The sequence below is a fragment of the Vibrio sp. Vb1337 genome (assembly GCF_033338715.1).
GTDB lineage: Bacteria > Pseudomonadota > Gammaproteobacteria > Enterobacterales > Vibrionaceae > Vibrio > Vibrio alginolyticus.
Map to the genome: position 1 here is coordinate 239,162 of NZ_JAWOTD010000002.1, position 25,199 is coordinate 264,360.

Sequence of the window (25,199 nt, forward strand, 5' to 3'; positions counted from 1 at the left end):
TAGAGAAAGAATTAAAAATGTCCGTTTAAATAATTACTTAACTGTCTTTACAACCACAGCCGTGCCCATGCCGCCGCCCACACAAAGTGAAGCAACGCCATATTGACCATTTTGCTTATGAAGCTCGTGAACCAGCGTGACTAAGATTCGGTTTCCAGATGCACCAAGCGGGTGTCCTAGCGCGATAGCACCACCGTTAAAGTTCGCTTTATCTTGAATCGCGTTAACTGGAACTTGGTTTGTTTCCGCCAACTGATGAATCACGCCAAGTGCTTGCGCTGCAAATGCTTCGTTTAACTCGTAAACGTCGATGTCATTTACTGTAAGTTCCGCTTTTTCGAGTGCTTTATTGACCGACTCTACAGGACCTAGGCCCATGATCTTCGGATCAAGACCCGATTGCGCATAACTTACGATCTCAGCAAGCGGCGTTAATCCATGCGCTTTAACTGCGCTTTCAGACGCCACGATAATCGCACTCGCGCCATCGTTAATACCTGATGCATTACCCGCAGTCACAGTGCCTTCGCGGTCAAAAGCAGGACGTAGCTTGCTTAAGGCTTCCATTGTCGCGTTCGCTTTTGGGTATTCATCCGTATCAAACATCACGGTTTCACGGCGTTGCTTTACTTCCACTGGCACAATTTCGTCTTGAAATTTGCCAGCTTCGATAGCGGCTACCGCTTTCTGTTGGCTAGACAGCGCGTATTCGTCTTGCTGCTGGCGAGTTAAGCCGATTTGTTTTGCTACGTTTTCTGCCGTCACACCCATGTGATATTGGTTGTAAACATCGGTTAAACCGTCCGCTACGAGCAGATCTTTTAGCTCCAGATTGCCCATTTTGTTGCCATCACGAATGCTGCTTGGTGCGGCAAACGGAATCTGAGACATGACTTCAACACCCGCTGCAACAACGATCTCAGCATCGCCACTACGGATATGGGACACGGCATCCATGACCGTTTTCATGCCACTACCGCAAACCATGTTTACGCCATATGCAGGAACAGATTCAGGAATCCCCGCAAACAGTGCCGCTTGGCGGCCAACACCCATTCCTTGATCTGCACCAACAACGTTGCCAACAATCACTTCGTCAACCTTGTCGCCAGGCAACTTTGCCGCTTCCAACGCGCCTTTAATCGCTACTGCTGCCAGATCGCCAGCAGAAGTATTTTTCAGGCTGCCACCAAAAGCACCAATTGGAGTACGCTTCGCCGCTACGATAAATACTTTTTCCATCATCTTCTCTCCTTAGTGCATGTATAGGCCGCCGTTCACCGACAAAGTCTCTCCGGTGATGTAGGCGCCCGCATCGCTGACCAAGAAGCTCACTGATGCTGCAATTTCTTCTGGTGTCGCAAGACGTTTCATCGGAATTTGGTTCGTGATGGATTCCAGCACTTCTGGCTTCATTTGCTCAACCATTGGCGTACCCGTGTAACCCGGAGCGATAACATTAACTGTCACACCCGAGCGAGCACCTTCGTATGCTAAGGCTTTAGAGAAACCGATCATCCCAGCTTTCGCCGCCGAGTAGTTTGCTTGACCAAACTGCCCTTTAAGACCATTGACTGAAGAGATATTGATGACACGACCACCGCCTTTTTCGCACATTGCAGCAAAGAGGGGTTGCGTAACGTTGAATAAACTATTGAGGTTGGTATTGATGACATCATTCCAAGCTTGCGCAGTCATCTTTTTAAACACGCCATCACGTGTGATTCCTGCGTTGTTGACAACAACATCAATGGTTCCTTCCTCCCCAAGCAATTGCGCCAATTTCTCTGCACACTCTGTCGTGTTTGTTACATCCAACTCAAAAAGGCGAACCTGATCTTTGGTAAACCCTTTGCTGTTGAACCACTCCAACGCACATTCGTAGTTACCTGTGAAATAAGTAGCGATTACACGGTAACCGTCATTGACTAATTGAGAGGAAATAGCAGAACCAATTCCGCCTTTTGATCCAGTGATCAAAGCGACTTTCTTCATTGAAGACTCCATTCTTAACGGCATTTAAAAAGCAAACTTAATACACTGATGAAATAGTTCACCAACTGACGTGTTTATTTATTCTTTTGACAACCAATCCCGTGCTGCCTTTATTTTAAGTTAACCTAGAAATATTACATTTCAAATAAAAAACTCACCCAATTGCATAAGATTGATTTAGATCTCATTACCCGTGAAATGTTATAAAATGGTTAATTTTACATAAGCCATTGTTTTAAATCACACTTCCACAGAAGCCACACCAACAGAAATAGAAACATAATTATTAAATATCATGCACTTACATACAGAATGGTAGACGTTACATTATGTCATGATTTAAGATCTGAATTTTAAGCCTATATGATTACAACAAACTTGAGATTAGAATAATAATTCAATTATCAGTAAAAATAATTATCAAACATATCATTTAATTACTGCATTTAATGATAATTTAGTTATCAATTAGATTATTTTAATACAGTGATGATTAATACCGATAAAATATAATAAATTAAATATATTTAATCTAAAAATGATATAAGAGCTTGTCTCATACTGGTGCAATACGCACTATTATGACGCATAGATTAAAATATAATTTCATTTTAATTTTATATATTCGAAGAACATCAACTAGCTACTAGTGAAAGTAATCGTTCGCTTTGTAGTAGCATCCTTTTCCACTTTGCACTATCTTTGTGGCTTCTCTTTAATCACTAAATCATCAACAGATATGAATCTTGCATTGCTCAGTATGTTCATCCCTACTTTCTTTTTTGTCTCAATCACGCCTGGTATGTGCATGACTCTCGCCCTAACGTTAGGTATGAGTATCGGTTATCGTCGCACGTTATGGATGATGATAGGAGAACTTCTCGGTGTTGCGCTAGTGTCAGTCTCTGCGGTGTTAGGTATCGCTGCGATTATGCTCAATTATCCTTGGATGTTTATCGCGTTAAAGTTCATTGGTGGCGGTTATTTACTCTATCTTGGTGTTGAAATGTGGCGATCGCGAGGGAAACTTGCGATTAATGTCGACAACTTAGAAACACCAAAGAGTGACAATATCGCACTGATCATGCAAGGCTTCGTTACCGCAATCGCAAACCCAAAAGGCTGGGCATTTATGATTTCTCTTTTACCGCCTTTTATAGACCAAAACGCAGCACTTGCACCGCAACTGATCATACTTGTCTCCATTATTTTACTGTTTGAGTTCATTTGCATGTCTCTGTACGCTACTGGTGGTAAAGGGTTGAAACACGTATTAGGTCAGTCTAAGAATGTACGCCTAATGAACCGTATCGCAGGCACTTTAATGATGGGAGTTGGTGTCTGGTTGCTACTAAGCTAAGGCAAACTGGAAACAATGAAAAATATTCTGAATAAAATCGCTAAAGTCATGGGTGAAGTATTGGACTTTCAAGCCCGAGTTTGGGTTGTGAACGTCTATAGCGGTGAGCATAAAGGCGAGTCTTATGTCGTTAATGAAGATGCTTTCTCTGTACCTCTTCAGTGGATGAAGAAGAAAGGCTACCAAGAGTCGATGTTGAATAAAGTCGAAGCAATGAAGCGCTCACAAGTCTTAGAGTTCGATTTGGGACTTGTGAAACATCGTCTGATGCGCGTGAAATAAGCACAAAAAAGCGCCACTCAAGATGAGTGGCGCAAGCACTTTTACCTTAAAAATAATGCTACGGCGCTGCGTCAATCTCAACTGGAAGATAATGTTTCGGCTCCAGTTTCAACCACTCCGGCAGCACAGTACCAATCGAAATCGAAGACCATGTACCCGACAGAACGCCAATAAACATGGCGGTTGAGAAACCAGCCAAAGGCGCTCCTCCCATAATCCATAATGCACCAACAGTGATCAATGTCGTACCAGATGTCACCATAGTGCGTGAAAACGTCGCGATAACAGCTTGGTCATTGATGTCTTCTGTTTTCCAACTCTGTTTCGCAATCAACAGCTCACGGATTCGGTCTGCAATGATGATCGAGTCATTCAATGAGTAACCTAAAATTGCTAACACCGCTGCAAAAACGGTTAAGTTGAACTCCATTTGAGTAATTGCAAAGAAACCAAGCACTAAGATCACATCATGGGCCAAAGCAAACAGTGAACCACTCGCTAAACGCCATTCAAAACGGAAACACAAGTAACCGAGAATACTCAACACACAAATCAACAATGCTAAGCCACCTTGTTCAAACAAGTCTTGGCCAACTTGAGCGCCAACTATACTGTTGCTGACAACATCAACTTGGTGAGAGATTGGCTTCAACACCTCTTCTACACTTGGCAACGTTTGTCCATCTTCCGGCGCAGAGTAACGGATCACCCAACGGCCATCTTCACCAGAGCGTGTCACTGACGCAGATTCACCAAGCTTTGGTTGCAGAACGTCAAGCAGATCATGGTTAGTTAGCTGCTTATCTACCTTTACTTCTGTCACCATACCGCCAGTGAAGTCCAAACCTAGGTTCAACCCTTTAAAGCCTAGAGCGACGATCGCGATCACCGTTAAAATGATGGAAACTAGCGTAGTAAAGTAGCGAATTTTACGAATATTTTGTTTTAGCATTTCGACCATGATTAAACCCTCACATCACGACGGGCATCGCGGCCCCAAATTAAATTGATCATTGCTCGAGAGGCAAATACGCCTGTAAACATACTGGTTAACAAACCTAATCCGAGTGTTAAGGCAAAGCCTTGGATTGGGCCATTACCGATGGCGTACAAAATCACGGCGGTGATCATGGTAGTAATGTTGGCATCAAGGATGGTCGAGAATGCGCTGTCAAAGCCAAGATCAATCGCTTGAGCGAAGCTGCGGCCTTCACGCATTTTGTCCTTAATACGTTCGAAAATAATAACGTTGGTGTCCACTGCCATACCGACGGTTAACACTAAACCTGCAATGCCAGGAAGCGTTAGCACCGCACCTGGTAACAAGGCAATTAGGCCAAGCAGACAAAGCATGTTGGCACAAAGCGCCACGTTTGCTACCCAACCTAAGCGGCGATACCAAAGTGCCATAAAGGTCAGTGTTAAACCCATACCTAAAGCCAGTGCTGCAAAACCGTTTTCAATGTTTTCTGCACCCAGAGAAGCACCGATAGTACGCTCTTCCACAATAGTAACCGGCGCGGTTAGTGAACCCGCACGAAGCAATAGCGCTAACTGCTGCGCATCGTCCATGCTACCTGCTCCGGTAATGCGGAACTGGCTACCAAGTTGAGATTGAATAGTCGCGACGCTGATAACGCGCTCACTACGCTCGGTTACACCGCGATCGTTTGTCTTGTACTCTCGGTAAACGGTCGCCATTGGCTTGCCGATGTGAGTTGCTGAGAAGTCGCTCATTTTCTTACCACCAGCGTGGTCAAGAGAAATATTTACTTCTGACATACCCATTTTGTCGACACCAGCACGAGCGTTTACGATGTGCTCACCCGTTAGGACTGGTCGTTTGGCCAAAATCACCGTACGGCCGTCATTGTCTTGAAGAACAAGATCTTGGCTGCTGTGTGCTTGGCTCGCATCTTTCACTTCATAAAACGCCAAGCTTGCTGTTGCACCAATAACGTTTTTCGCTTGAGCAGGATCTTGTACACCAGGGAGTTCAATTCGAATGCTCTCTTTACCTTGGCGTTGCACTAGTGCTTCTGTGATACCAAGTTCTTCAATACGACCACGCATGATCTTCAAGTTTTGTTGAAGAGTCGACGATTGAAATTCTTGGATATTTTGTTCACTCGGTTCAAGCACAAAGCCACGAGATGAACTTTTTGAAATCCAGCCAGGGTAGTTTTGACGCAAGAACTTGTTCACTTCCGACAATGCTTGCTCGCTGTCACTGTTTACCGTAATTCGGTTGCCGCTTTCTGCTCGAACTTGCACACCACGAACACGTTGATCACGTAAATTCGCTTTGATTTCATCAATCAACGCATCACGTTGCTCTTCAAACGCTTTATTCACATCAACATTCAACAAGAACTGAACGCCACCACGAAGGTCAAGACCGAGTTTAATTGGGCTAAAGCCCATCTCATTCAACCATTCTGGCGCAACCGATACGTATGAGAAAGTGATGCTGTCGTCTTTATTTAGCTCTTTGTTTAACAACGCACGAGCTTTACTTTGCGCATCTTCACCATCGAATACAATGGTTGTTTTGCCGTCTTTTTCAATGATTTTGTCGGCTGAAATATGGTTGGTTTTTAGCAGTTGATTCAGATGAACAACCGACATTTCACTGTTGTTTTGATCCGCAAACGTCAACTGGATAGAAGGCTGTTCGCCAAACCAAGTTGGGATCGCACTTAAAGTTAAGATAATGACCGTCGTGATTAATACGACATATTTCCAAGCTGAGTAGTGATTCATCAGCTTTCTGTTCTTTTGCTGCTTTGGTGTTTTTTTCATGTAAACATCATCCCTTCACGATGAAGTGAAGCTTTTAATAACAAGGCTTAACACACGACAGATGCTCCCAGAATAAATTCAGGGTATGAAATGCTCAGAACGCTCACGTCCTGTCGAATACAATCGTCGTGTTAAGAGTGCACAATGGTGCAAATAAATGGTGTTTAGGCAGAGAACTGACTATTGAGTGCGACGTACATGGCATTGGTCTCTTTCCAACCAGAAATGCGATGATCGCTTGTGAAATGATAAAATGTGGACTGGTTGTGGCGCCAGTTAATGTCCATCAAGCTGTATGCGTAACCCGCATCAGCGTAAAACGGAGTCGTGAGATCGCCGACAAAATCTACGTGCTCGTCATCAAGCCCTTCTCGTAAGTAAGACGTCCAGCGTTGAGAGTTAAACAAAGCAACGGAATCGAGACTTGCATGGCCTTCAGATACTGGAGATTGAGAACTTTCTTCTGAAACTTCAGAGAAATCGACGGAAGAGTTTGGCGATACACTTGTTGCTACAAAAGGTTGTAGCTTAGAAAAGTGCGGTACGTGAGCCTTGTGATCGATTTGCGCAGCAGATACATGCACTGGTAGCAATACCATTGCAAATAGCAGCAAAATCAATTTTCTAAGGTAAATCCAAGGCATAGGAACTCACTAAAAACACAAAGAGCCAAGTTAGGTCACTTGGCTCAATGATAGTATTCCTATTGATTATGGTTCACAACTAAAAAGTTATAAATCTCTGATTTCAGGTTTGTATCGTCATTGCTTTTATCAAAATGTCTTTAGAGAACCAATGTAATCGGTTGTAAGTTACCGATAAAAAAGCTCACCCTTATCAACATCTAAGTAGATCTTGTTCTCTTGCTCCAAACCGCCGCAATAGATGAAATAAACGTTGCGCTTTTTGAACGTCACAGAACGAACCCAGCCTCCGAGCTCCTCAAAATCACTCGGATCACAGGTTTCATCGTCTAACAATTGCTGTGTTTTCTTACGGAAAATATCCAAGTGAACTTTTAAATCATCCGACTTCTGTAGGTATTCATCCAATATCTCTAAGCGCTCTTGCTCTTTAATAACTGGCTCTGCATCAGATAACCCTTCAGCATTCAACCATTCGGCTTTTTCTTCTCCACCCTCTTCATAGACAAGATAGCCGGAGATTCGGTACCACCCATCTACTTTTTCTAACACCGATACTTTTTCTCCCTTATAGAGCGTATCGACAACTAAAGCATTAGGGTTAGGCTTGTTGTAAACATTGACACGACGCTCAATAACGTAGTACTCGGTAACTTCCGGGGGAACGGCTTCTAAATCCAGAATCGGTTTGGATGTTTCTTTTTGCAGTGACGATTGCTCGACTTGTGTAGTCTTTGGTGCTTCAGGTTCATCTTTCTGCATAAAGAAGAAATAGTATCCAGCCCCCGCTCCGCCGAGCAACAGCATGACAATCAATGCGACGAGAATTTTCTTCATGCCCTTTTCCTTTTCATTCTTTATTCTTATCCCACCAGCAGCACGCATGTCGTAGAAATTTGGGTATATACTCAAAAGAGCAAGTCAACTAACGCGAGCAATAATGATCAACAGACTCAATTGGATACTACTATTTCTTCTGTTCCCGATAACGGGGCACGCCAATATTCAATGTAACCCATCGTCGTGGAATGACAATCTTACCCAATTCAATCGTTTAGAGTCCAATTACAATCAGCATGTTGAGGTATTCAATACACTTTTGACCGAACATAAACAGCGTCAGTTATTGTCCGAAACCTTTTCACTGCATGAGCTCGTGCTACTTTGGCGTGCCAAGTCGAACCAAAATGTGTTCAAAGCGCAATTAAAAGCATCGATTCAATACAAAGAAGAGCTCACAACTAAAGCGAATCAGCTGCTTAAATTGAGCACACAATCCCAATGGTCAGCAAATGGGTGGGAGATACTGGCCCAGAAGTGCCGCGAGTCAAACAAAACAGCCAATCAAATAACTGCGGAATGGTATAACACCAACGCTTTGGAACTTGCTGAAGATTACAAGCGCCTCTCTTCACAATATCAAACTCTGTCACAAGTCTATGATAAAGAAGCCCGAGCGCTTCAATACGCTCAAGATGTTTCGAAGTAAAAACAGAGCCAGTTTTGAATAGACGATGTTGGTTTTTCACTCCAATATTGGACGTTATTCGTGCTTTTTATCTTTCCTTAGTCGTGAACGATATCAAATGTAAATAATGGGATTGTTCCCTTTGACAAACTTGACTAAACCATGACCAAGACAATCAATTTATAGAGACATACGTCACATTAATGCTTTACTTATGGACATTTTTTGGTTAGTTTAGCCATTAATAAAATTTAATAAAAAGTCACATTTGGCTGGAGATGATGCTACAAACATGGTTATCAATCGATTAAGTAACAGGGAATGTCCTAATGCTACCAAAGCCAAGTTTTTGTCAGTAGTTAGGCACGTAAAAGAGTTCGGTTCAATCAGTGATTTGGATCTTTGTAAAATCTTCGGAGAAACAATATGGAGTGATGGGAGGGAATACCATTCAGCCGCGTTCTCATTCAAGGTTGATAGATACACAGGTAACTGTGAAATCTCACAATACAAAAACCAATAAGGCTTAAGAATTTATTAAGCGGAGTCAGGAAACGGACTCCGCTTTTTTGATCATGGCAATCGTAAAGTCGTGCTCGGAGTATCCCTCAATCAATCGTGTATTCGGACACAGCAACCGACAATAGCGAAAGACACCTTCTTTATTGTGCGACGCTAACATTTTCATGCTGGGTAGTTTGGATTCATCCAACAAGTTAAACACACAACCTTTCTCTGTCGCTCGGTACATTTTATCAATCATTTCAATGGTATGATTTGGGTTGGTGGATTGATAGTTCAATGATCCGGAAGCAAAAACAAAATCGCAACGAGGCAATACCAACGTTGAAAAGTCGCCACATATAAACTTACTTTGCGTGCGAAAATCTCGTTTTCTGGCTTCAGAGATAAACTGTTTTTGCTGATCAATGCCAATATAGCTTTGAGGAAGCCCCCCTGTAAGTTCGATAAACGCTAACAAGTCTCCGTAGCCGCACCCAATATCTAAAATACTTGAACCGTCTAACGTTAACCCTCGGCACAACGCCTCAAAACGGCTGATCTGACTATACTTATCTGCCCATCCCAGAGTTCGGGCTCTGTCTTTACCAAACTGTCTATATCGCTTTCGATGATAGTGGGCAATCTTAAGTCTATCGAAAAATTTCATCTTTCTTATGCATAAATCGGCAAACTGCCATTTCCTTTCACTTGTCTAATCGCCAAGTGGGTATGAATATCTTTCACATTTTCTAATCGCTGTAACTTTCTAGTAAATGTTTCATAACCAGCGAGATCTTTACTGACCACCTCTAACAGGTAATCATAGGCCCCTGATACGACATGGCATGAGATCACTTCATCCATCTCAACAACGGCATGTTCAAACTCATCAATCGAAGAAGCTTGGTGGTTATTTAAACTCACTTCAACAAATACAGTCATCGCGATGCCTACAGTGTCTCTGGACACAATAGCTCGATAACCACTTATTACACCTTCCTGCTCCAAACGCTTAATGCGTCTTGCACAAGGTGATGCCGATAGCCCTACTTGGTCAGCAAGTTCTGCAGTTGTCAGAGTGGCATCCTTCTGCATTAGGTTGATAAGTTGCCTGTCAATTTTATCCATTTATTCTTCTGTGCCTTTAATCACTAATAATTAACATTTATACGCAATTTGTCACCAACATCAAGCCTAATTACGTCAAACTTTGCCTCCCTTTGGCAAGAGTTTTATTCAACAATTAACACATCATTTACAAATGGATATGTCGATAATGATCTTGGGATACGCAGCTATATTAACGACCTTACTGCTTTGGTCTGGTTTCTTTATTTCTTTAAAAGGGGGCGCAATTTCTGCCTTGCAGCCAGCCGATATCGCGTTAGTTCGCTTTCTAATCCCAAGTATAATTTTATTACCATTTGTGATTAAGCATAAACAGTCGCTACGCGTAGTGCCTAAACGCTACCTGGTTGGTGTTGTGGTTGGAAGCGGCCTTCCCTATCTTCTGGTCGTCGGAACGGCTATGCATTTCGCTCCCGTGGCGCACGGCAGTGCATTAGTACCTGGCACTTTGCCATTGTTTGTTTCTGCTATCGCGGTACTTTGTTATCAACAGTCGCTGAGTGCTCACCGCTTAATCGGGCTTTCTACGGTGTTGTTAGGGATTTTCGTATTCCTTCTTTCTAATAGCGGCGCAGAGTACAACTGGTCTCAGTTGCAAGGGCATATCCTGTTTCTAACTGGCAGCATCATGTGGGCTGCTTTCACCATCAGCGCTCGTGTCGCTAATCTTAATGCACACGTCTGTGCAGGATTCGTTGCAATCGCGTCTTTGGCTCTACTCATCATCGCCGTTGGTTTCGGGTGGGTAGACAGTTATTTGGTGGTAACACCGTTCAGCCAGTGGCCATGGAAGGAGTTATTTGGCCACGCGATGCTACAAGGTGTTGGCGCAGGTTTAATCGCTTCTTTCACTTTCATTTATGCAATTAGGATCATCGGTGCCGAAGCCAGCGCAGCTTTTGGTTCATTAACTCCAGTCGTCGCGACACTTCTTGCCGTTCCAATTTTTGGTGAACAACCAGATTCTCTCACTTGGTTAGCGCTGATGTTGGTCACATGCGGCAGTATTGTGGCAAGCCAAATCTTTATGAAAGGTGGAATGAGCCAAACTTATCGCCCACCACTTCACAGATAGCGATGATTTTACAAAAACTTATGCCTTACTATCTTGAATAACAAAATGGCGTTTTGATAGCCTCAGCTCAACTAATAATTAAAACGCCAATGTGATGCCAGCCACTCATACTAAAGATGAACTGCATAGGTTTCTCAAACCGGGAATGAAACTTTCTACTAATTTCGAATTTGGGCCTAAGGATCAATATACGTATTCCACCACCTATCTGGGGATGAAAGAAAATGCTTATTTGATTCTTGATATACCAATGCGTTTGCTTGAAGAGCAAGTGATGAGAAAACTCCCCAACGCCGATGTCATCGTGCGTGGTGTATCAGATACGGAGTTAGGCCATGTCATTGCGTTTAAGTCCAGCGTACTGACGACGACCGTTCGACCATCCCCCCTTTTGTTTATCCGCATTCCAGGAACATTTGCAACCAAACCAGTTCGAGAACATGAGCGTTACAAGTTGCAAATGGACTGTAACGTTATTCATGCAGGGAATGTCTACGACGGTAGCCTTATCGATTTCTCTCTAGCAGGTGTTGGTATATCAACCTTGATTGAGCCCGAGTTCAACGTGGGTGAGAGTGTTACCATCGAATGCCCGTTAAGCCACTATATCGGAGAAGAAAATCGATGTGTCATTGCCAACATTAAGAAATTGGCGAGGGGATGGGTAGTTGGAATTAAGTTTGCTAGTTCCATTGAGATGACTCACGAACTAAAAACAGAGTTACTGGAGCAATCCTTTCTAACCAGTAACGTCTGAAATTACTGCTCGCTAAAGCGCGTCGCCTCAAAGCTGTTGAGTATTCTGTGAACCGTATAGGTCACAAGCAGCGTCGCAACAATAGCAAACAAAATACTGCTCACGCGATACAGCGCACTGAACATTAAGTCACCATCCGGAGTAAGATATTGGCCGAACAAAATGCCTAATGTGGTTAAGCCGCCAAATCCGGCTCCCGAACCGCTAGATTCTTTCACGTGCATATAGCTGAACATCATAGCCCCAATCCAAAGCAATGGGACGATAAACAATAAAGTATCCGACCAATCGTATAATACAAGTTGTCCGACGATACCAAAGGTCACCCCCATCAAGGTTCCCATTGCTCTTTTTCGCGCATACCCTAAAGCACCGTTCCAATGCATAGGAAACAATAAAAGCAAGGTTGTCGCCTGAGCAGACATAGAGTCACTGAGGTCAAATAGCTGGAATACAAGGAAAGACATTGTAGCGATACTCGCCCCCATAAGGGCTTCATGACGCATTCGATGACTCTGTTTAGGCTGCGACGGTTTCGCTGGTGGCTGACGAGGTTCCGCATCGGGAATCAAAAATGTCACCACATAAGCAACGATCACTGAAATAACATTCGCTTGCAGGTTGCTAAATATTAGGTCATTTAAGTCAGTGGTTGGATAACTCGCAAAGTGCAGCATGATGCTTAAGCTCAGTACGCTGTTCGCTCCAAATAAGAATAAGCTCCCTTTTGACATACAGGCGAATTTATACAGGAACAACCCGAATGCAATGATTGTCATCATGCCTGGGTGCCCACCAAATAACCCACCAAGCACACCAACTTCTAATCCACACACAACCGCTGAAAAAATCAGTTGTCGTGCGGCATGTAGACTCATGACTGGCACCATTCCAAGTAACAGCATCGGGGTTACAGTAAAGAATACGCCATAGTTCCAACCAAATACTTTACATAAAGTGAAACCAATGGTCGCACCAGTTGCAATGCGCAAACACTGACGGAAGTCGTTTTCCGACATGGGGTGGTCCCATAACTTCATATCGCCTCCTCGTTAATAAATATAATGAAGAAGACTCAAGAATTGGATCTGGCACCTCGCTAACCAACCAGATAATGAGTTTTCTGGCAACAACTGCACGGTTGCTCGTGCCCCTGCTGGAAATGCGCGCTGCTGAGGTTCATCGATAGCTAAATGTAAACGTAAGCGCTGCGCGTCTCTCACCCAACGGTTTGAGTCAGTTGGTGTTGCTAAGCGACCATCCGCATCGAATTGACCCGAGCTGACCCCGGCATCCACACTCGTAATACGAGCTTCAAATACATCACCAGGCAAGCTATCAAAAGCCACTAACGCACGGCTGTTCTGATTAAAGTGTCGTAAACTCTTTTCACGAAAGTCGGCAATGATATCCACGTCATCGGAGACTAAAGCGACAAGAGGTGTACCAGCTGCCGCATAGGCCCCCGTCTCCAGCTGCAAGTTAGCGACAACGCCATCATGTTCCGCCGAGACTTGAGTGTAAGACAGATTAAGTTCCGCTTGTTTTAGCTGGTTTTGCGCTACGCGGATATTCACATTCGTCGCGCCTAAATCACCGCGGTTTACTTCCAACTCTTTTAAACGAGCACGTGCGGCCAGTAAGTTCGCTTTAGCTGCCGTTGCACTGCTCTGTGCGTCATCGCGCTGCTGTTGCGAAGTACCATTACGGTGAAACAGGGTATTAAGACGTTTTGCTTCGCGAACTTTTTGTTCCGCCACGATTTTGCTCGCTTCAACGTCTGCTTTTGCCGCAGCAATAGAAGCATCAAGTTGTTCGTTGTTTTGAATCACACGCTCAAGGTTAAGTTGAGCCTTTTCTACGGCGAGCTGATAAGGCTGGGGATCAATCTGAAATAGTAGATCGCCTTGGCTTATTTCTTGGTTGTTGGCAACATAAAGATGCGTAATCTGCCCACTCACACGGGGGGCCACTTTAGTTACCACACGCGTTGCCATTGCCTGAGGCGTCAACGGCATGGCGAGATCTGCAACTAGAAAATAGGCAAAGACAAGGACAAACGCGACGCAAGAATATTTGATCCAACGTGCGAATTTTTGATCTGGAGTCATAGGCGTTTACTTCTCTTTTTATTCGGTTTTCTGACTTATTCGCTAAGTGAATCAAGCGCATTGTGAGCAATCTGATCAAGAATCAATGAAAGCTGCTGAAGTTCCTGGTCGTTGATGTCCGTTAGGAGCTTGCTTCGAACTTGAAGAATTCGAGCCTCCATTTGCTTTAGTAGGGTTTTCCCCTCTTCTGTGAGGCTAACAATACGTGCTCGCTTATCGTGTTCACAGCAATGGCGAACGATCAGAGATTGCTCTTCTAATAATTTTAATGTTCGCATCAACGACGCTAACTCGATCTCAAGCGCTTCAGCCAAATGCTTCTGACTGATGTTGTCACCCATTCGATAAAGCTTCCATAACGCAGTCCAACGCGGATACGTTAGGTTTAAAGGCTCTAACTCGCGATCTGCAACCATTTTCCACAAACGAGCAACACGAGATAATTTTTCAGCCAGAGAAAGGTCTCGCAAACTGTTGATGTCTTGAATCATAAGATCTACTCAATTACTTAGCGTGCTAAGTAATATAAAATAGTTAGCACGCTAAGTAAATATCTTTTTGTGATTGAAATCACGTTGGGTGTGTCAGTGAAGGGGCAGAAATCTAAGTAACACAACACTATGTTTGAACTTGAAATGCAGCGATGTACACAACAAACGTCGAGACCAATAAAGTCTGATTTGTATAAGAGTAAAAGGGTCAGATACAAAAAAGCACAACCCACAGTCATGGTGTTGTGCTTTTCAGATAATGAATAATTGGGTTATCTCGTAGTGAGCCAATTATTCATGTTCGCTCGACTAAGAACCGCTGTTTAAAATCCACAAATGCTTCATGGAGCGCATTTTCTTTAATCGGCTTGAGAAGCACGTAATTTGCACCCGATTCCATAAAGGCGTCACTGGTTTCTTTCGCGGTGTCAGCAGTACACGCATAAATTGGCGTGCCTAGTTTTAGCTTTTGTCGGATCTCTTTGGTCGTTTCAATTCCACCAAGATGCGGAAGTTGGTTGTCCATCAGTATCAAATCGTAAGTATGATCTTTTAAGAATTCCATTGCTTCTAACCCATCTTTCGCCCAATCAACCTGCATTTTGTACTTGTTACAAAACGCTTTTAGAATGAATGCGTTAGTATGGTTATCCTCTACCAACAACACTTTGAGACTCTCTGCAAATAGTTCACCTGGCTTAACTCGCAAACTCGAATCAAGAGGGGTGAGTACTCGCTCACGATCTTTCACTGGCATTGTAATGACAAAAGTCGTTCCTAAACCTTTCTGACTGCGGACTTGAACATCACCTTCCAGCATGTCGACAAGGCTCTTCACAATGGTCAGCCCTAAGCCACTACCACCGTATTCTCGAGTCGTTGTTGCTTCTTCTTGAACAAAAGGTTCGAACATTTGGTCGAGTTTGCCAGACTCGATGCCGATACCTGTATCCGTAATTTCCACGACCAGCACGCTATTGTCAGCACCATAGAACTGCTCCAGTTCCGCATGCAAGCGCACGCTACCCGAGGGCGTAAACTTCACAGAATTACTGACTAGGTTGAATAAAATTTGGTTCAGACGAACTTGGTCAGTAAAGATTTCAACATTGGGATCTATTTTGTTTTCAATGACAAGGTTGACGCCTTTACTTTCACAAATAGGACGATAAATGTTTTCTAACGTTCGAATTGTATCAGTGAAAGAAAACGGGTGCTTTTGGATATTAAACTTACCCTGCTCAATCTTCGAAAAGTCCAAAATATCATTCAAAACAGCAAGTAAGTGCTCACCACTATGCCGAAGTACGTCAATTTGGTTATTCTGCTCTTCTGTTTCCACAGAGTCTTTTAGCAATTGAGCAACCCCTAAAATTCCATTGATTGGCGTTCGGATCTCATGGCTCATTTTAGCCAGAAAGTCGGCACGGGCTTGAGCAGATTTCTCTGCTTCTTTGCGCGCCAAGTTACTCTGTTTTTCCGCCTCAATAAGCGTGGTTATATCCTGACCTTGAACAATAATACCGCTAATATCTCCATCAACTCGAATCGGCGATAAGTTCCAGCGATATACTTTGTCTCCAATTGGCACATTAACGCCTGTCAACGTAGCTCCCTGAGCCGCCATGCGAAGGTGTGGCATCAACTTTTCTTTGAAACCTTTGAACACTGGGTGCATGGTTTCAACATCGTTTTCCATGACTAACTCTTTGCGTGCTGCCGGATTGATTTGGACAAGTACACCCGATTCAGACCACACCATAATAGGTGATAACGCAAAGTTAAACAGGTCGCGGAAAGACCGCTTTTGTGCTTCAAGCTCTTCAAAAGTGTTTTCTAGTGTCGAACCAATATGATCGAATTCCTCAATATCTGACCCCTCAAAACGCTCAAATCCTTTTTCTTCACGAGCCGAGCGAGTATATGCCATCAGGGATCCTAACTCTTCAACTACACGATTCTCGATCCATTCTTTAGTCATTAGCGCAATCATGACCATACCGATAACTGAGGCTAGCATTGCTAGCAGGTGTTGGATTTGCAATGTCACCACGCTCTGATTGTCTTGCACAGTAAGCAAGCACAAGTCAGTCTCGGCGGCATTTACCTCAATAGGGGTTTTGATGATCAATAATTGGTCAAGCTTGTGCTGGGACTCTCGTCGTTTGAGTACGTCAAATATTTGATAAGCCTCATCTCCTACTAATGAACTTGCCAATGGTGTGTTGTTAGCGACCAACACAACATTGTCGACGTTGCCTTCATTTTTTAGCCTTTCCATCAACCCAAAGTTATTATCTAAAACAACAACATTGTAAGAGTACCCCATCACTTCACCGGTTTTAGGTTGTAAAACGGGTACGCGACGAAGTAACAGATGGCGAGTTCCCATCGGGGTCTGTGAGGGTAGATAATACCAGTTGTTGCTAAAGGTCACCTGACTGGCAAGTCGGCTAAGTATCAGATTGTTGATGCCATAGAAATGCGCGTTGCCATCGTCCCAAATAATACCTTGATGATCGGTTAGGAAACGAAACTCTGGTGTATGGGAAGGATCACTCTGGTCAATACTCATGAAAAAGTAATTGAGTGCCTCTTCATCACGTTCTGTATAAAAATCCAATACAACATCACTTTTCGAATTGCTGTTGTGATGAATCTGAATCGCTGCAAAATGGCTATCAAAAATGTTCAGGATCAGGGCAGAGGTCTGCTGCTTGGTTCGGTCGACTTCCTGCCAAATAATCTGCTTCGAGAAGTAATAACTCTGAACAAAGATGCCTAGAATGATCGGAGCAAGTACGAGAATAATTATTTTGGTAATAAGCGTCGACAGTGAGCGACGCTTTCTTGTTTTTGATGTAGTTGTCATCAATTATCTGAGTATCTAAATGCACGTTTTCTTAATGCTTCAATTCTTTCTGGAGAGTCCGATTTGGTAACGACTTCAAAATCACCAGAGTAAACAGTGGGAACTGGCTTTCCTTCTAAATCCCACTTAATGGCCTCAGCCATTGCAATACCTGTATCATCGTTCATACGCATAACGGTAACGTCTAACTCCCCTTTAGAAAGCGCCTCTAACTCTGCTGAACCGCCGCCCCAACCATTGATCATGACATCATCACGACCTAACTCTTTAAGAGCGTCAACAGCACCTAATGCTACATCGGTAGAACACGCGTAAATGAAGTCAACGTCCGGATACTTCTCCAAACTGGCTTTTGCAGCTTCATACCCAGATTGCTTTGTTGCTTTGGTGTAGTAAGCAGATTGTAGTTCAAATTGATTATCGCGGTTCACTTGGTTGATAAAAGTGTTGCCTCTGATGTCACTAATGTAGCCCTCTGAGAAGTAGAGAACACTATAGTGGCTATGTTTAGGGAAACGCTTGCCAAACTCAACGGCCAATTCACGACTTCCTTCTGCGTGGTCGAAACCAACATAAAGAAACGGCTGATGATGTTCCCAATCCCTAACAGGTGTGGTGATATTTTGTAAAATTAACTTGGTTTTCTTTGAATCTAAGACATGCTCAACAAACTTACGATGTCTTGTGGTATCTAGAGTAAAGATCAAGTAATCGGAGTTGCTTTTCAGCGCCTCCATTAAAGACAAACTTTGCTGCTTTATATCTGCATTAGGACGAGTAAACACTTGATTTAGTTGATAGTCGATATCAAGCTTATCTAGGCGTTTTTCAAACGCATCGATGTTTCGAATCCAATAATCAGAGATCTGCTGCCCTGGATAAACAACAGAAATTTTCAGTGGACGCTTTTTGTCTTTTGCTACGGGTACAGGGGTTTCTCTTACCACTTCAGCCAACGCACTAGTTAGCTGCTTCTGTTGTGGAAACTGGTCTAAAAACTCTTGATATGCCCAATACCCATTAAGAACTTGGGTGGCCTGCACATTCGGCGCAAAAGCGGCCATTGAAATCAGGGAGAATACTAACGCTTTTTTCATCTACTGCTCTTTTAGCTTTTTTATGAGCCTAATTCAGCTCTATTCATTACCTAGCCGAGTCATCCTATACTCTTGTAATCTACCTTCCTCTTAGTGCCTGTTTCAATAGTAAATTGGTTCTTGGTCTGAGTGGATGCAAATAAAGTACATTGAGTCGCTTCCTTTGTCTCGATGACGTAGAGACATTTCGCGCTTTTCATACTCAGGACCTTTAAAAAGAACACCAGCCCATTATGCGTCAGTTTATTCCTACATGGTACTCCAAAAACAAAAAGAAACCGCCAATGTGACATAGGCGGTTTCCGTGTATCTTTGCGTAGCAAGGGCTTATCAGAGTGCCACTATCTCTAACATCATTTGTTGATGTTCGTCGACGACAATATTTGCTTTTGACATAACGAGCAGCTCTTTTTTCGCTTTAGTTAGTTGCTTAATATAGTACTCTGCTCGCATGGCAAGCGTCTTTGAGTCAAAATCCGATGACCATTCCAATACCAAAGGGCCTTTTCCCTTCAAAGCTTTCGCTCCTTTTCCGGTTTGGTGCTGATTGAATCTTCGTTCAACATCATTGGTAACACCACAATACAACGCGTTGCGGTTATTTCGTATCAGGTAGACACTCCAACGCTGCGTTGTATTTTCCATCATGAAAGCAGTGACTCAACCTTAGCTTTTAATTCATCCAGCTCTTCTTTCAGCTGAGCGACTTCGAGCTCTAGCTGACTTACTCGATCGGAGCTCGAGCTTGCAGCAGACACAGGCGCTGCAAGTTCGGACGCATCAACATCACCACAGAACAAATGCATATAACGCGACTCCCGCTTACCAGCCTCACGTGGTAATTTGACCACTAATGGTCCTTTCTCTTCGCTTGCTAAATGCTCAAGGACCGTTTCCACTTCTTTTACATCATGAAATGTCGCGAGACGATTAGTACGAGTACGAATTTCCCCAGGTGTTTGAGCACCGCGCAAAAGCATACAGCATACAATGCCCTTCTCCTGCTCTGTCAGCTTTAAATCACCAAATTCCGTATTACAGAAACGGTGTTGATACTTGCTGACGCGGCTGTTGAACGCACTTTCGTCACTGACGAGCCTGCGCTCAATAAGAGCATCAACGGCATCGAGTACGTCTGACTCAGAGAGTGACATCACGGGATCACGGTTGCTTTTTTGATTACACGCGTTGGTTAATGCGTTTAGGCTGAGGGGGTAAAGATCTGGGGTAGTGACTTCTTTTTCGATCAAGCAACCAATAACTCGTGCTTCAATTGCCGTTAGCTCAACTTTCATAATGCATTTCCTTATTATTTTTGCATTTGACTTTGTACCTAAATCGCTTCGAAATCATACGCCATAAATTCACACAGCAGTGCAAGAAGCGTTAGCGGTTCAGGTGTTGGTGTCAGGCTAAAGCATAGCGTAAGACCTGACACCCCTTACGAATAGGGTCAGGTATCAATGCTCCGAGAGAATCGGCACTCTCGTCAAATTGCCATCTTGGTCGACCATCATTATTTTTGAACGATTAAGCTCAACTTCGATGATTTCGAGTTGCTCGCGAGCGTTGATATACGCCGTTTTTAACTTTTCAGCCACAGAGCGAGTGACTTGCTCATTATCTTGACTATTTACTTGCTCCGCAGTGTTACCAGAGTCCATATCAAGTTCATCATTTTGCATTCAATGGTGTTGATAATATAGTGAAGGCCACGTTATGACAATGAATCGATGGATTCTACAATGTTGGCCAAAACTCGAAGAAAGCAGCACGATTATATGGACACAACGCAATTGGTTGAGAAATGTTCAACTCTGCATTGCTATTGATCTAAAGACTGTTATGCCACTGGATGTTGTGCTTTAATCGAGGAAGATATTCATAAAATTAGGAAAGAGAACTATGAGTAGCGTATTTGAAATCGTTAACCAAGCTCGTCGTAAAAACAAACTAAAACGTGAGCTTCTTGATAACGAGAAGAAAGTTCGTGATAACCGTAAACGTGTTGATCTTCTAGAAAACCTTCTAGACTACATCAAACCAGAAATGACTCACGATGAAATCGTCGCAATCATCAAAAATATGAAAGCAGACTATGAAGATCGTGTTGATGACCACATCATTAAAAGCGCTGAGATCTCTAAAGCACGTCGTGACATCAGCCGTCGCATTCGTGAGCTGACTGAAGAAGACAAGCAAACTAGCGGCAAAAAATAAACGCGTAAGCTAGATTTTCGAACCCCGAGCAAGAATATCTTCCTCGGGGTTTATTTTTGTCTCTAAACTAACCGCCGTGTACAATCAATCTAACTCTTATTTCTAACGCATTCAGCTTTCTATGTCTTCAACTACGACAAGTACACAACCAACGCTTGCAAAACAATTATTTACGATGACCTGGCCAATGCTTTTTGGCGTTCTGTCTTTAATGAGCTTTCAGCTTGTGGATAGCGCGTTTATCGGTCAGCTCGGCGTTTTACCGTTAGCCGCTCAAGGTTTCACTCTGCCTTTGCAAATGGTCATTATCGGCATTCAAGTCGGTCTAGGAATCGCAACGACAGCGGTCATTTCTAAAGCTCTTGGAGCGAATGAAAGTCGGTATGCCAAACAACTTGGCGGATTAGTATTGATGATCGGCTCAATTGGTGTCGCTATTTTTGGCGGGCTAATTTGGCTTTTGCGCTACCCCATTTTAGCTCTATTAAGCGCTCCAGAATCTGTTATGCCGATAATCGACAGTTACTGGCCTTGGTGGTTATTAAGCTCATGGACTGGTGCGGTTTTGTATTTTTATTACAGTATCTGCCGAGCTAATGGCAATACAATGTTACCTGGCACAATGATGATGATAACCAGCGGCGTGAACCTTGTACTCGATCCGCTATTTATTTTCACGTTTGACTTGGGTATTAACGGAGCGGCAATAGCAACCATCGTCGCTTTTGGGTTTGGTATTTTAGTCGTCGCTCCTCGCGTGAAGAAGAATCACTGGGCAACGACACAATGGCAAGATCTCAACGTAGCCAAAAGTGTTGCATCTATCGGTAACATTATGGGCCCCGCGATGATTAGCCAACTGCTGCCACCGTTGTCTTCCATGCTAGCAACAAAATTATTGGCAAGCTTTGGAACCGCAGCAGTCGCCGCTTGGGCGCTTGGTTCACGCTATGAGTTCTTTGCTATCGTTTCGGTCTTGGCGCTGACAATGTCTATGCCTCCAATGGTTGGACGCTTACTTGGAGCAAAGAACTATGAAGATATCCAAAGGCTCGTCAGTATTGCCGTAAAATTCATTCTAGGTTTCCAACTTTTGATTGCTGCCATTACATTTGCCGTCGCAAACCCACTCGCATTATTGATGACAAGTGATGTGCAAGTGGAGCAAGTCTTGGAAATGCATTTACTGATAGTGCCGATCAGTTTGGGTTCATTAGGGGTTTGTATGCTAATGGTTTCTCTTTGTAATGCATTAGGCAAATCTTACACCGCGCTCACCATTTCAGCGCTGCGCTTGTTTGTCTTTTTCCTACCGTGCTTGTGGGTTGGCGCTCAAATGGATGGAATCCGAGGTTTACTCTTAGGCGCTTGTATCGGCAACCTGTTAGCTGGTGTTTCCGCATACCTAACCTATCGCCAAACCATACGCAAACTCGCAGGCGCGCAAGCCAACGCACAACAATGAATAATCAGAACTAAGCCCCTGAAGTGGGGCTTTATCGTTTTGACGCCTTGTCTAAGTTGAAATGTTAGCTAGGCGAGTTTTAATTCACTAAAGAGCTCAAATAACTGGTTCGATTTATACGGCTTAGGTAAATAAGCATCCATGCCTGCCGCAAAACAGTTGTGGATGTCTTCTTCCAAAACACTCGCAGTGAGTGCGATAATCATCGTTTTTTCACGTCCTGCTTTCTTTTCCCAACGACGAATTTCTTTCGTCGCGGTCAGTCCATCCATCACGGGCATCATGCAGTCCATTAAAATTGCATCGAATTCTTCTCCCTTTGTGATGGCTTCTAACGCTTCTTGACCGTTGCTTGTTATCAAATAGTCATAACCTGCTTTATCCAGAAAAAAACTCGCTATTTTCTGGTTCATCAAATTATCCTCCGCAATTAAGATCCTCCGATGAGAGCGCGACGCTCGATATTCAGAGCTGACAACATTATTGGTGACATTGTCACTTGATATAGTCTTTTCAACCTTAGCTAAATCATCAATGACATGCTTAAATCGATTGCCAAGGAAAGGTAATGTGAGTACGGCATGTACTTTTTCTGCATTTTCGTAGGGAGTGGATAAATGATGCTGGCAAATAATCACACGGCGAAGATCGTAATTAAAGGATAGATTATCCAAGATTTCATCGGTATTAGCGTCGTTACTGTGGCACAGAAATATGACATCAAAGTCATCATTTATCGCTTGCACTTCATTCACATTATTAACACCAAAGAGATTGATTTTCGCTAAGCGACACTCTTTTAATACTTGGTCGGCGTAGTCGTAATTTGAGCAGATCAAAAGCCCTTTATTAATCACCTCCGAACGCCAGCCAAACACCGGAATTGCTTCAACCTCAATCGAGAATTCAAAGCATGTGCCCACTCCTTTTGTAGATGTTGCTACGAGCTTGCCCCCCATCATCGACACAAGCTGACAACAAATTGCCAAACCCAACCCTGTACCGCCAAATTGCCTCGACACTCCTTCATCTTCCTGAGTAAAGGGTTCAAAAATCGTGGTTAACTTATCTTGATCAATGCCTATTCCGGTATCTTCTACTTTAAACGTCAGCACTCCACGTTCTTTCTCAAGTAACTCCTCATAACTAACATCAACGCATACATGCCCACTTTCGGTAAACTTAACCGCATTCGATACCAGATTCGTAACTACCTGTTTGACACGATGATCATCGACCATCACGCGAATGGGGATATTTTCAGCTAAATTAATACCTAACTTTAGCTGTTTAGATGTTGCTTTGGATTGGAATAAAATCATCGACTGATACACGACTTCTCGGATATCCGCTTCTACTAGTGACAGCTCCAATCGTCCAGACTCGATTTTAGAGAGATCCAATATATCGTTAAGTAAAGTAAGCAGCGTTTGAGATGAGGAGTCAATGTCATCAACAACTTCTTGTTGATGCGAAGACAACTCACTTTGAGAGAGTATTTCTGTCATGCCCATGATCCCGTTAAGGGGCGTGCGGATTTCATGTGACATGTTGGCAAGAAACACAGATTTTGCACGATTAGCCGATACTGCTGACTCTTTTGCATGCAGTATTTCTTCAGTTTGTCTCTGCATTTCTTCAACCACTCGATTCACTTGCTGAGCAAAAATGGTCAGTTCATCACTTCCATCAACTTTGACTTTTGTTTGCTTCTCTTCGGAGTTGATCAACGCGTTTAAAGTATGAATGATCGCATCGAGTTTGCTGTTAACGCGGAACCAAGTACTAAATCCGAGCCAACAAAGCAGGATAACCACTAAGGCAACGCCAAAACTGATCATGGCTATATTGGCCTTTTGTTCATGAACCTGCGTGAGAAGCGACTGCTCAGTTTGTTTGGTGAACCCATCGATGAGCACTTGTAAGCGCTGCACACGAAAATCGAGTTCTTTTAAATACGCGGCGTAGTCACTTTGTGACATGTCTCCTGACATTAATTGTCCGCGAGACGCCAAGTTTCTCTGATATCTCGGCGAAGTAAACAAGCCAAGCAATTTATCCACTTGCTCGTATGACCCACCTAAGTTTAAAAACGCATCCAAATTTTGCTGCTGTCGGTCAATCGCCTGATAAAACATACTTTGACTTAGCCGACTCTTAGGGTCTTGGACTAAACGGTTCGTCAGCCAAGCTTCTTTCTGTGTCCAAAAAGAGAGCTGAGCAAGGTAGGCAATAAAATTTTGCATGCGAATGCCATCGTCACTGCCATACCATTGATGATTTTGCAACAAAGAGCGCGACATATTTTGGAGCTGTTGAAATGCCCAATCACCCAGGTCGTCCATCTCACTCAATCTACCTGACAATACCCCCAGCATGGCTTCTTTCAGTTCATCAGCATACTCAGCAGTATTAGGGTTACTCACAAACTTTTGATGCAAAGAAGAAATAACTTCACCTTGTTCTTCAATATTAATGGCTGCAGAGACTTGAAGATCAGGCTGTCGGCGTACTTTCTCTATGGAGTAAATAAAGTGGGAGGCCTTGGATATCAATTGGAAACCTTGAATATTGCTAACCGTTTGATTGAGACGGCTCACGCGCAACGCATTATCAGAAAACTGCTGAACTGCAAATACCACGATTACCACAGCGGGTAATAGTGCGAGGAGTGCTAAGCGTGTTTTTATTGATAATCTCAACATCCATCAGCCTAATGGTTGATTTCATCCGTTTATTTAATATTAGACTAGTTTCCCGCATTGAAAGGCATATACGACATTGTTACTTTCAAACAACATTCACCTACCTAGATTATGGTTATTGTGAGTGTTTTATCATCGGCTAATGAAGTGGCAATTGTGATTTAAGTCATATTTTTTGATCTTAAAGTTGGATGCAAACAATAAAGTTTCACTCACAACTAAG

At 43.3% G+C, this 25,199-nt stretch carries 24 protein-coding genes; 7 read left to right on the plus strand and 17 right to left on the minus strand.

Annotation, left to right across the window (positions count from 1 at the left end):
• Nucleotides 1-33: 33 nt before the first annotated feature.
• Together R7E42_RS02805 and R7E42_RS02810 are read right to left on the minus strand one after the other, a co-directional pair.
• The gene (locus tag R7E42_RS02805; RefSeq protein ID WP_031812850.1) at nt 34-1,242 is read right to left on the minus strand and encodes an acetyl-CoA C-acetyltransferase; all 1,209 of its coding nucleotides are present in this window, start codon (nt 1,240-1,242) and stop codon (nt 34-36) included.
• Between the two features lie 12 nt (nt 1,243-1,254).
• Nucleotides 1,255-1,995 carry an SDR family oxidoreductase gene (locus R7E42_RS02810; protein ID WP_005373555.1) on the minus strand — a complete coding sequence of 247 codons (741 nt, stop codon included), beginning with the start codon at nt 1,993-1,995 and terminating at the stop codon, nt 1,255-1,257.
• A 739-nt stretch (nt 1,996-2,734) separates the two neighbouring features.
• On the opposite strand from R7E42_RS02810, the gene R7E42_RS02815 reads away from it, so the two are divergent.
• Nucleotides 2,735-3,355 carry a LysE family translocator gene (locus tag R7E42_RS02815; protein ID WP_021035942.1) on the plus strand — a complete coding sequence of 207 codons (621 nt, stop codon included), beginning with the start codon at nt 2,735-2,737 and terminating at the stop codon, nt 3,353-3,355.
• Nucleotides 3,356-3,370: 15 nt separating this feature from the next.
• The gene (locus R7E42_RS02820; protein ID WP_017635186.1) at nt 3,371-3,637 is read left to right on the plus strand and encodes a hypothetical protein; all 267 of its coding nucleotides are present in this window, start codon (nt 3,371-3,373) and stop codon (nt 3,635-3,637) included.
• Nucleotides 3,638-3,695: 58 nt separating this feature from the next.
• Here R7E42_RS02820 and secF read toward each other — a convergent pair whose 3' ends face one another.
• From secF to R7E42_RS02840, 4 genes are all read right to left on the minus strand, one after another.
• On the minus strand, nt 3,696-4,598 hold the full coding sequence (secF, locus tag R7E42_RS02825; protein ID WP_005373567.1) for a protein translocase subunit SecF: 903 nt from the start codon (nt 4,596-4,598) through the stop codon (nt 3,696-3,698).
• A 2-nt stretch (nt 4,599-4,600) separates the two neighbouring features.
• Nucleotides 4,601-6,439 carry a protein translocase subunit SecD gene (secD, locus tag R7E42_RS02830; protein ID WP_005373570.1) on the minus strand — a complete coding sequence of 613 codons (1,839 nt, stop codon included), beginning with the start codon at nt 6,437-6,439 and terminating at the stop codon, nt 4,601-4,603.
• A 164-nt stretch (nt 6,440-6,603) separates the two neighbouring features.
• The gene (locus R7E42_RS02835) at nt 6,604-7,083 is read right to left on the minus strand and encodes a hypothetical protein (RefSeq protein WP_021449446.1); all 480 of its coding nucleotides are present in this window, start codon (nt 7,081-7,083) and stop codon (nt 6,604-6,606) included.
• A 168-nt stretch (nt 7,084-7,251) separates the two neighbouring features.
• Nucleotides 7,252-7,920, minus strand: a complete 669-nt coding sequence (locus tag R7E42_RS02840) for an SH3 domain-containing protein (RefSeq protein ID WP_318072323.1) — start codon at nt 7,918-7,920, stop codon at nt 7,252-7,254.
• Nucleotides 7,921-8,023: 103 nt separating this feature from the next.
• Here R7E42_RS02840 and R7E42_RS02845 point away from each other — a divergent pair, with 103 nt between their 5' ends.
• Nucleotides 8,024-8,572 carry a hypothetical protein gene (locus R7E42_RS02845; protein ID WP_017635183.1) on the plus strand — a complete coding sequence of 183 codons (549 nt, stop codon included), beginning with the start codon at nt 8,024-8,026 and terminating at the stop codon, nt 8,570-8,572.
• Between the two features lie 526 nt (nt 8,573-9,098).
• Here R7E42_RS02845 and R7E42_RS02855 read toward each other — a convergent pair.
• Together R7E42_RS02855 and R7E42_RS02860 are read right to left on the minus strand one after the other, a co-directional pair.
• Complete coding sequence (locus tag R7E42_RS02855; RefSeq protein ID WP_005373579.1) at nt 9,099-9,722, minus strand: class I SAM-dependent methyltransferase; 624 nt, start codon at nt 9,720-9,722, stop codon at nt 9,099-9,101.
• 5 nt (nt 9,723-9,727) lie between these two features.
• Nucleotides 9,728-10,183 carry an Lrp/AsnC family transcriptional regulator gene (locus tag R7E42_RS02860; protein WP_005373581.1) on the minus strand — a complete coding sequence of 152 codons (456 nt, stop codon included), beginning with the start codon at nt 10,181-10,183 and terminating at the stop codon, nt 9,728-9,730.
• Between the two features lie 148 nt (nt 10,184-10,331).
• Here R7E42_RS02860 and R7E42_RS02865 point away from each other — a divergent pair, with 148 nt between their 5' ends.
• Nucleotides 10,332-11,258 carry a DMT family transporter gene (locus R7E42_RS02865; protein WP_064354860.1) on the plus strand — a complete coding sequence of 309 codons (927 nt, stop codon included), beginning with the start codon at nt 10,332-10,334 and terminating at the stop codon, nt 11,256-11,258.
• A gap of 94 nt (nt 11,259-11,352) precedes the next feature.
• Nucleotides 11,353-12,015, plus strand: coding sequence for a flagellar brake protein (locus tag R7E42_RS02870; protein ID WP_318072324.1), 663 nt, complete (start codon nt 11,353-11,355; stop codon nt 12,013-12,015).
• A gap of 2 nt (nt 12,016-12,017) precedes the next feature.
• Here the strand turns inward: R7E42_RS02870 and R7E42_RS02875 are convergent, their stop codons facing one another.
• The 8 genes from R7E42_RS02875 to R7E42_RS02910 form a co-directional block, all read right to left on the minus strand.
• Nucleotides 12,018-13,055: a DUF2955 domain-containing protein gene (locus R7E42_RS02875; protein ID WP_017635179.1), complete on the minus strand. Its 1,038-nt coding sequence runs from the start codon at nt 13,053-13,055 to the stop codon at nt 12,018-12,020.
• 12 nt (nt 13,056-13,067) lie between these two features.
• The gene (locus R7E42_RS02880; RefSeq protein WP_017635178.1) at nt 13,068-14,126 is read right to left on the minus strand and encodes an HlyD family secretion protein; all 1,059 of its coding nucleotides are present in this window, start codon (nt 14,124-14,126) and stop codon (nt 13,068-13,070) included.
• 35 nt (nt 14,127-14,161) lie between these two features.
• Nucleotides 14,162-14,617 (minus strand): transcriptional regulator SlyA, encoded by a 456-nt coding sequence (gene slyA / locus R7E42_RS02885; RefSeq protein ID WP_017635177.1) that lies wholly within the window; start codon nt 14,615-14,617, stop codon nt 14,162-14,164.
• A gap of 295 nt (nt 14,618-14,912) precedes the next feature.
• The gene (luxQ, locus tag R7E42_RS02890) at nt 14,913-17,489 is read right to left on the minus strand and encodes a quorum-sensing autoinducer 2 sensor kinase/phosphatase LuxQ (protein WP_318072325.1); all 2,577 of its coding nucleotides are present in this window, start codon (nt 17,487-17,489) and stop codon (nt 14,913-14,915) included.
• A complete protein-coding gene (locus R7E42_RS02895) occupies nt 17,489-18,586 on the minus strand; it encodes an autoinducer 2-binding periplasmic protein LuxP (RefSeq protein WP_005385634.1) in 1,098 nt (365 codons plus the stop codon). Before R7E42_RS02895 ends, luxQ begins: the two co-directional genes overlap by 1 nt.
• 330 nt (nt 18,587-18,916) lie before the next feature.
• Nucleotides 18,917-19,234, minus strand: a complete 318-nt coding sequence (locus R7E42_RS02900; protein WP_005373593.1) for a GIY-YIG nuclease family protein — start codon at nt 19,232-19,234, stop codon at nt 18,917-18,919.
• Nucleotides 19,231-19,881, minus strand: a complete 651-nt coding sequence (locus tag R7E42_RS02905) for a YceH family protein (protein WP_005373594.1) — start codon at nt 19,879-19,881, stop codon at nt 19,231-19,233. The genes R7E42_RS02900 and R7E42_RS02905 overlap by 4 nt, the downstream gene beginning before the upstream one ends.
• Nucleotides 19,882-20,046: 165 nt before the next feature.
• The gene (locus tag R7E42_RS02910) at nt 20,047-20,271 is read right to left on the minus strand and encodes a hypothetical protein (protein WP_005385630.1); all 225 of its coding nucleotides are present in this window, start codon (nt 20,269-20,271) and stop codon (nt 20,047-20,049) included.
• A 220-nt stretch (nt 20,272-20,491) separates the two neighbouring features.
• Here R7E42_RS02910 and R7E42_RS02915 point away from each other — a divergent pair, with 220 nt between their 5' ends.
• The gene (locus tag R7E42_RS02915) at nt 20,492-20,806 is read left to right on the plus strand and encodes a DUF496 family protein (protein ID WP_005373603.1); all 315 of its coding nucleotides are present in this window, start codon (nt 20,492-20,494) and stop codon (nt 20,804-20,806) included.
• A 121-nt stretch (nt 20,807-20,927) separates the two neighbouring features.
• Complete coding sequence (locus R7E42_RS02920) at nt 20,928-22,271, plus strand: MATE family efflux transporter (RefSeq protein WP_025767935.1); 1,344 nt, start codon at nt 20,928-20,930, stop codon at nt 22,269-22,271.
• Nucleotides 22,272-22,339: 68 nt separating this feature from the next.
• Here the strand turns inward: R7E42_RS02920 and R7E42_RS02925 are convergent, their stop codons facing one another.
• Entirely contained in the window at nt 22,340-24,976 is a 2,637-nt protein-coding gene (locus tag R7E42_RS02925) for an ATP-binding protein (RefSeq protein WP_086047506.1), read from the minus strand.
• Between the last annotated feature and the right edge of the window lie 223 nt (nt 24,977-25,199).

Coding starts and splice junctions, on each gene's coding strand:
- R7E42_RS02805 (WP_031812850.1), bottom strand. CDS start 1,242: ATGGAAAAAGTATTTATCGTAGCGGCGAAGCGTACTCCAATTGGTGCT.
- R7E42_RS02810 (WP_005373555.1), bottom strand. CDS start 1,995: ATGAAGAAAGTCGCTTTGATCACTGGATCAAAAGGCGGAATTGGTTCT.
- R7E42_RS02815 (WP_021035942.1), top strand. CDS start 2,735: ATGAATCTTGCATTGCTCAGTATGTTCATCCCTACTTTCTTTTTTGTC.
- R7E42_RS02820 (WP_017635186.1), top strand. CDS start 3,371: ATGAAAAATATTCTGAATAAAATCGCTAAAGTCATGGGTGAAGTATTG.
- secF (WP_005373567.1), bottom strand. CDS start 4,598: ATGGTCGAAATGCTAAAACAAAATATTCGTAAAATTCGCTACTTTACT.
- secD (WP_005373570.1), bottom strand. CDS start 6,439: ATGAAAAAAACACCAAAGCAGCAAAAGAACAGAAAGCTGATGAATCAC.
- R7E42_RS02835 (WP_021449446.1), bottom strand. CDS start 7,083: ATGCCTTGGATTTACCTTAGAAAATTGATTTTGCTGCTATTTGCAATG.
- R7E42_RS02840 (WP_318072323.1), bottom strand. CDS start 7,920: ATGAAGAAAATTCTCGTCGCATTGATTGTCATGCTGTTGCTCGGCGGA.
- R7E42_RS02845 (WP_017635183.1), top strand. CDS start 8,024: ATGATCAACAGACTCAATTGGATACTACTATTTCTTCTGTTCCCGATA.
- R7E42_RS02855 (WP_005373579.1), bottom strand. CDS start 9,722: ATGAAATTTTTCGATAGACTTAAGATTGCCCACTATCATCGAAAGCGA.
- R7E42_RS02860 (WP_005373581.1), bottom strand. CDS start 10,183: ATGGATAAAATTGACAGGCAACTTATCAACCTAATGCAGAAGGATGCC.
- R7E42_RS02865 (WP_064354860.1), top strand. CDS start 10,332: ATGATCTTGGGATACGCAGCTATATTAACGACCTTACTGCTTTGGTCT.
- R7E42_RS02870 (WP_318072324.1), top strand. CDS start 11,353: ATGCCAGCCACTCATACTAAAGATGAACTGCATAGGTTTCTCAAACCG.
- R7E42_RS02875 (WP_017635179.1), bottom strand. CDS start 13,055: ATGAAGTTATGGGACCACCCCATGTCGGAAAACGACTTCCGTCAGTGT.
- R7E42_RS02880 (WP_017635178.1), bottom strand. CDS start 14,126: ATGACTCCAGATCAAAAATTCGCACGTTGGATCAAATATTCTTGCGTC.
- slyA (WP_017635177.1), bottom strand. CDS start 14,617: ATGATTCAAGACATCAACAGTTTGCGAGACCTTTCTCTGGCTGAAAAA.
- luxQ (WP_318072325.1), bottom strand. CDS start 17,489: ATGACAACTACATCAAAAACAAGAAAGCGTCGCTCACTGTCGACGCTT.
- R7E42_RS02895 (WP_005385634.1), bottom strand. CDS start 18,586: ATGAAAAAAGCGTTAGTATTCTCCCTGATTTCAATGGCCGCTTTTGCG.
- R7E42_RS02900 (WP_005373593.1), bottom strand. CDS start 19,234: ATGATGGAAAATACAACGCAGCGTTGGAGTGTCTACCTGATACGAAAT.
- R7E42_RS02905 (WP_005373594.1), bottom strand. CDS start 19,881: ATGAAAGTTGAGCTAACGGCAATTGAAGCACGAGTTATTGGTTGCTTG.
- R7E42_RS02910 (WP_005385630.1), bottom strand. CDS start 20,271: ATGCAAAATGATGAACTTGATATGGACTCTGGTAACACTGCGGAGCAA.
- R7E42_RS02915 (WP_005373603.1), top strand. CDS start 20,492: ATGAGTAGCGTATTTGAAATCGTTAACCAAGCTCGTCGTAAAAACAAA.
- R7E42_RS02920 (WP_025767935.1), top strand. CDS start 20,928: ATGTCTTCAACTACGACAAGTACACAACCAACGCTTGCAAAACAATTA.
- R7E42_RS02925 (WP_086047506.1), bottom strand. CDS start 24,976: ATGTTGAGATTATCAATAAAAACACGCTTAGCACTCCTCGCACTATTA.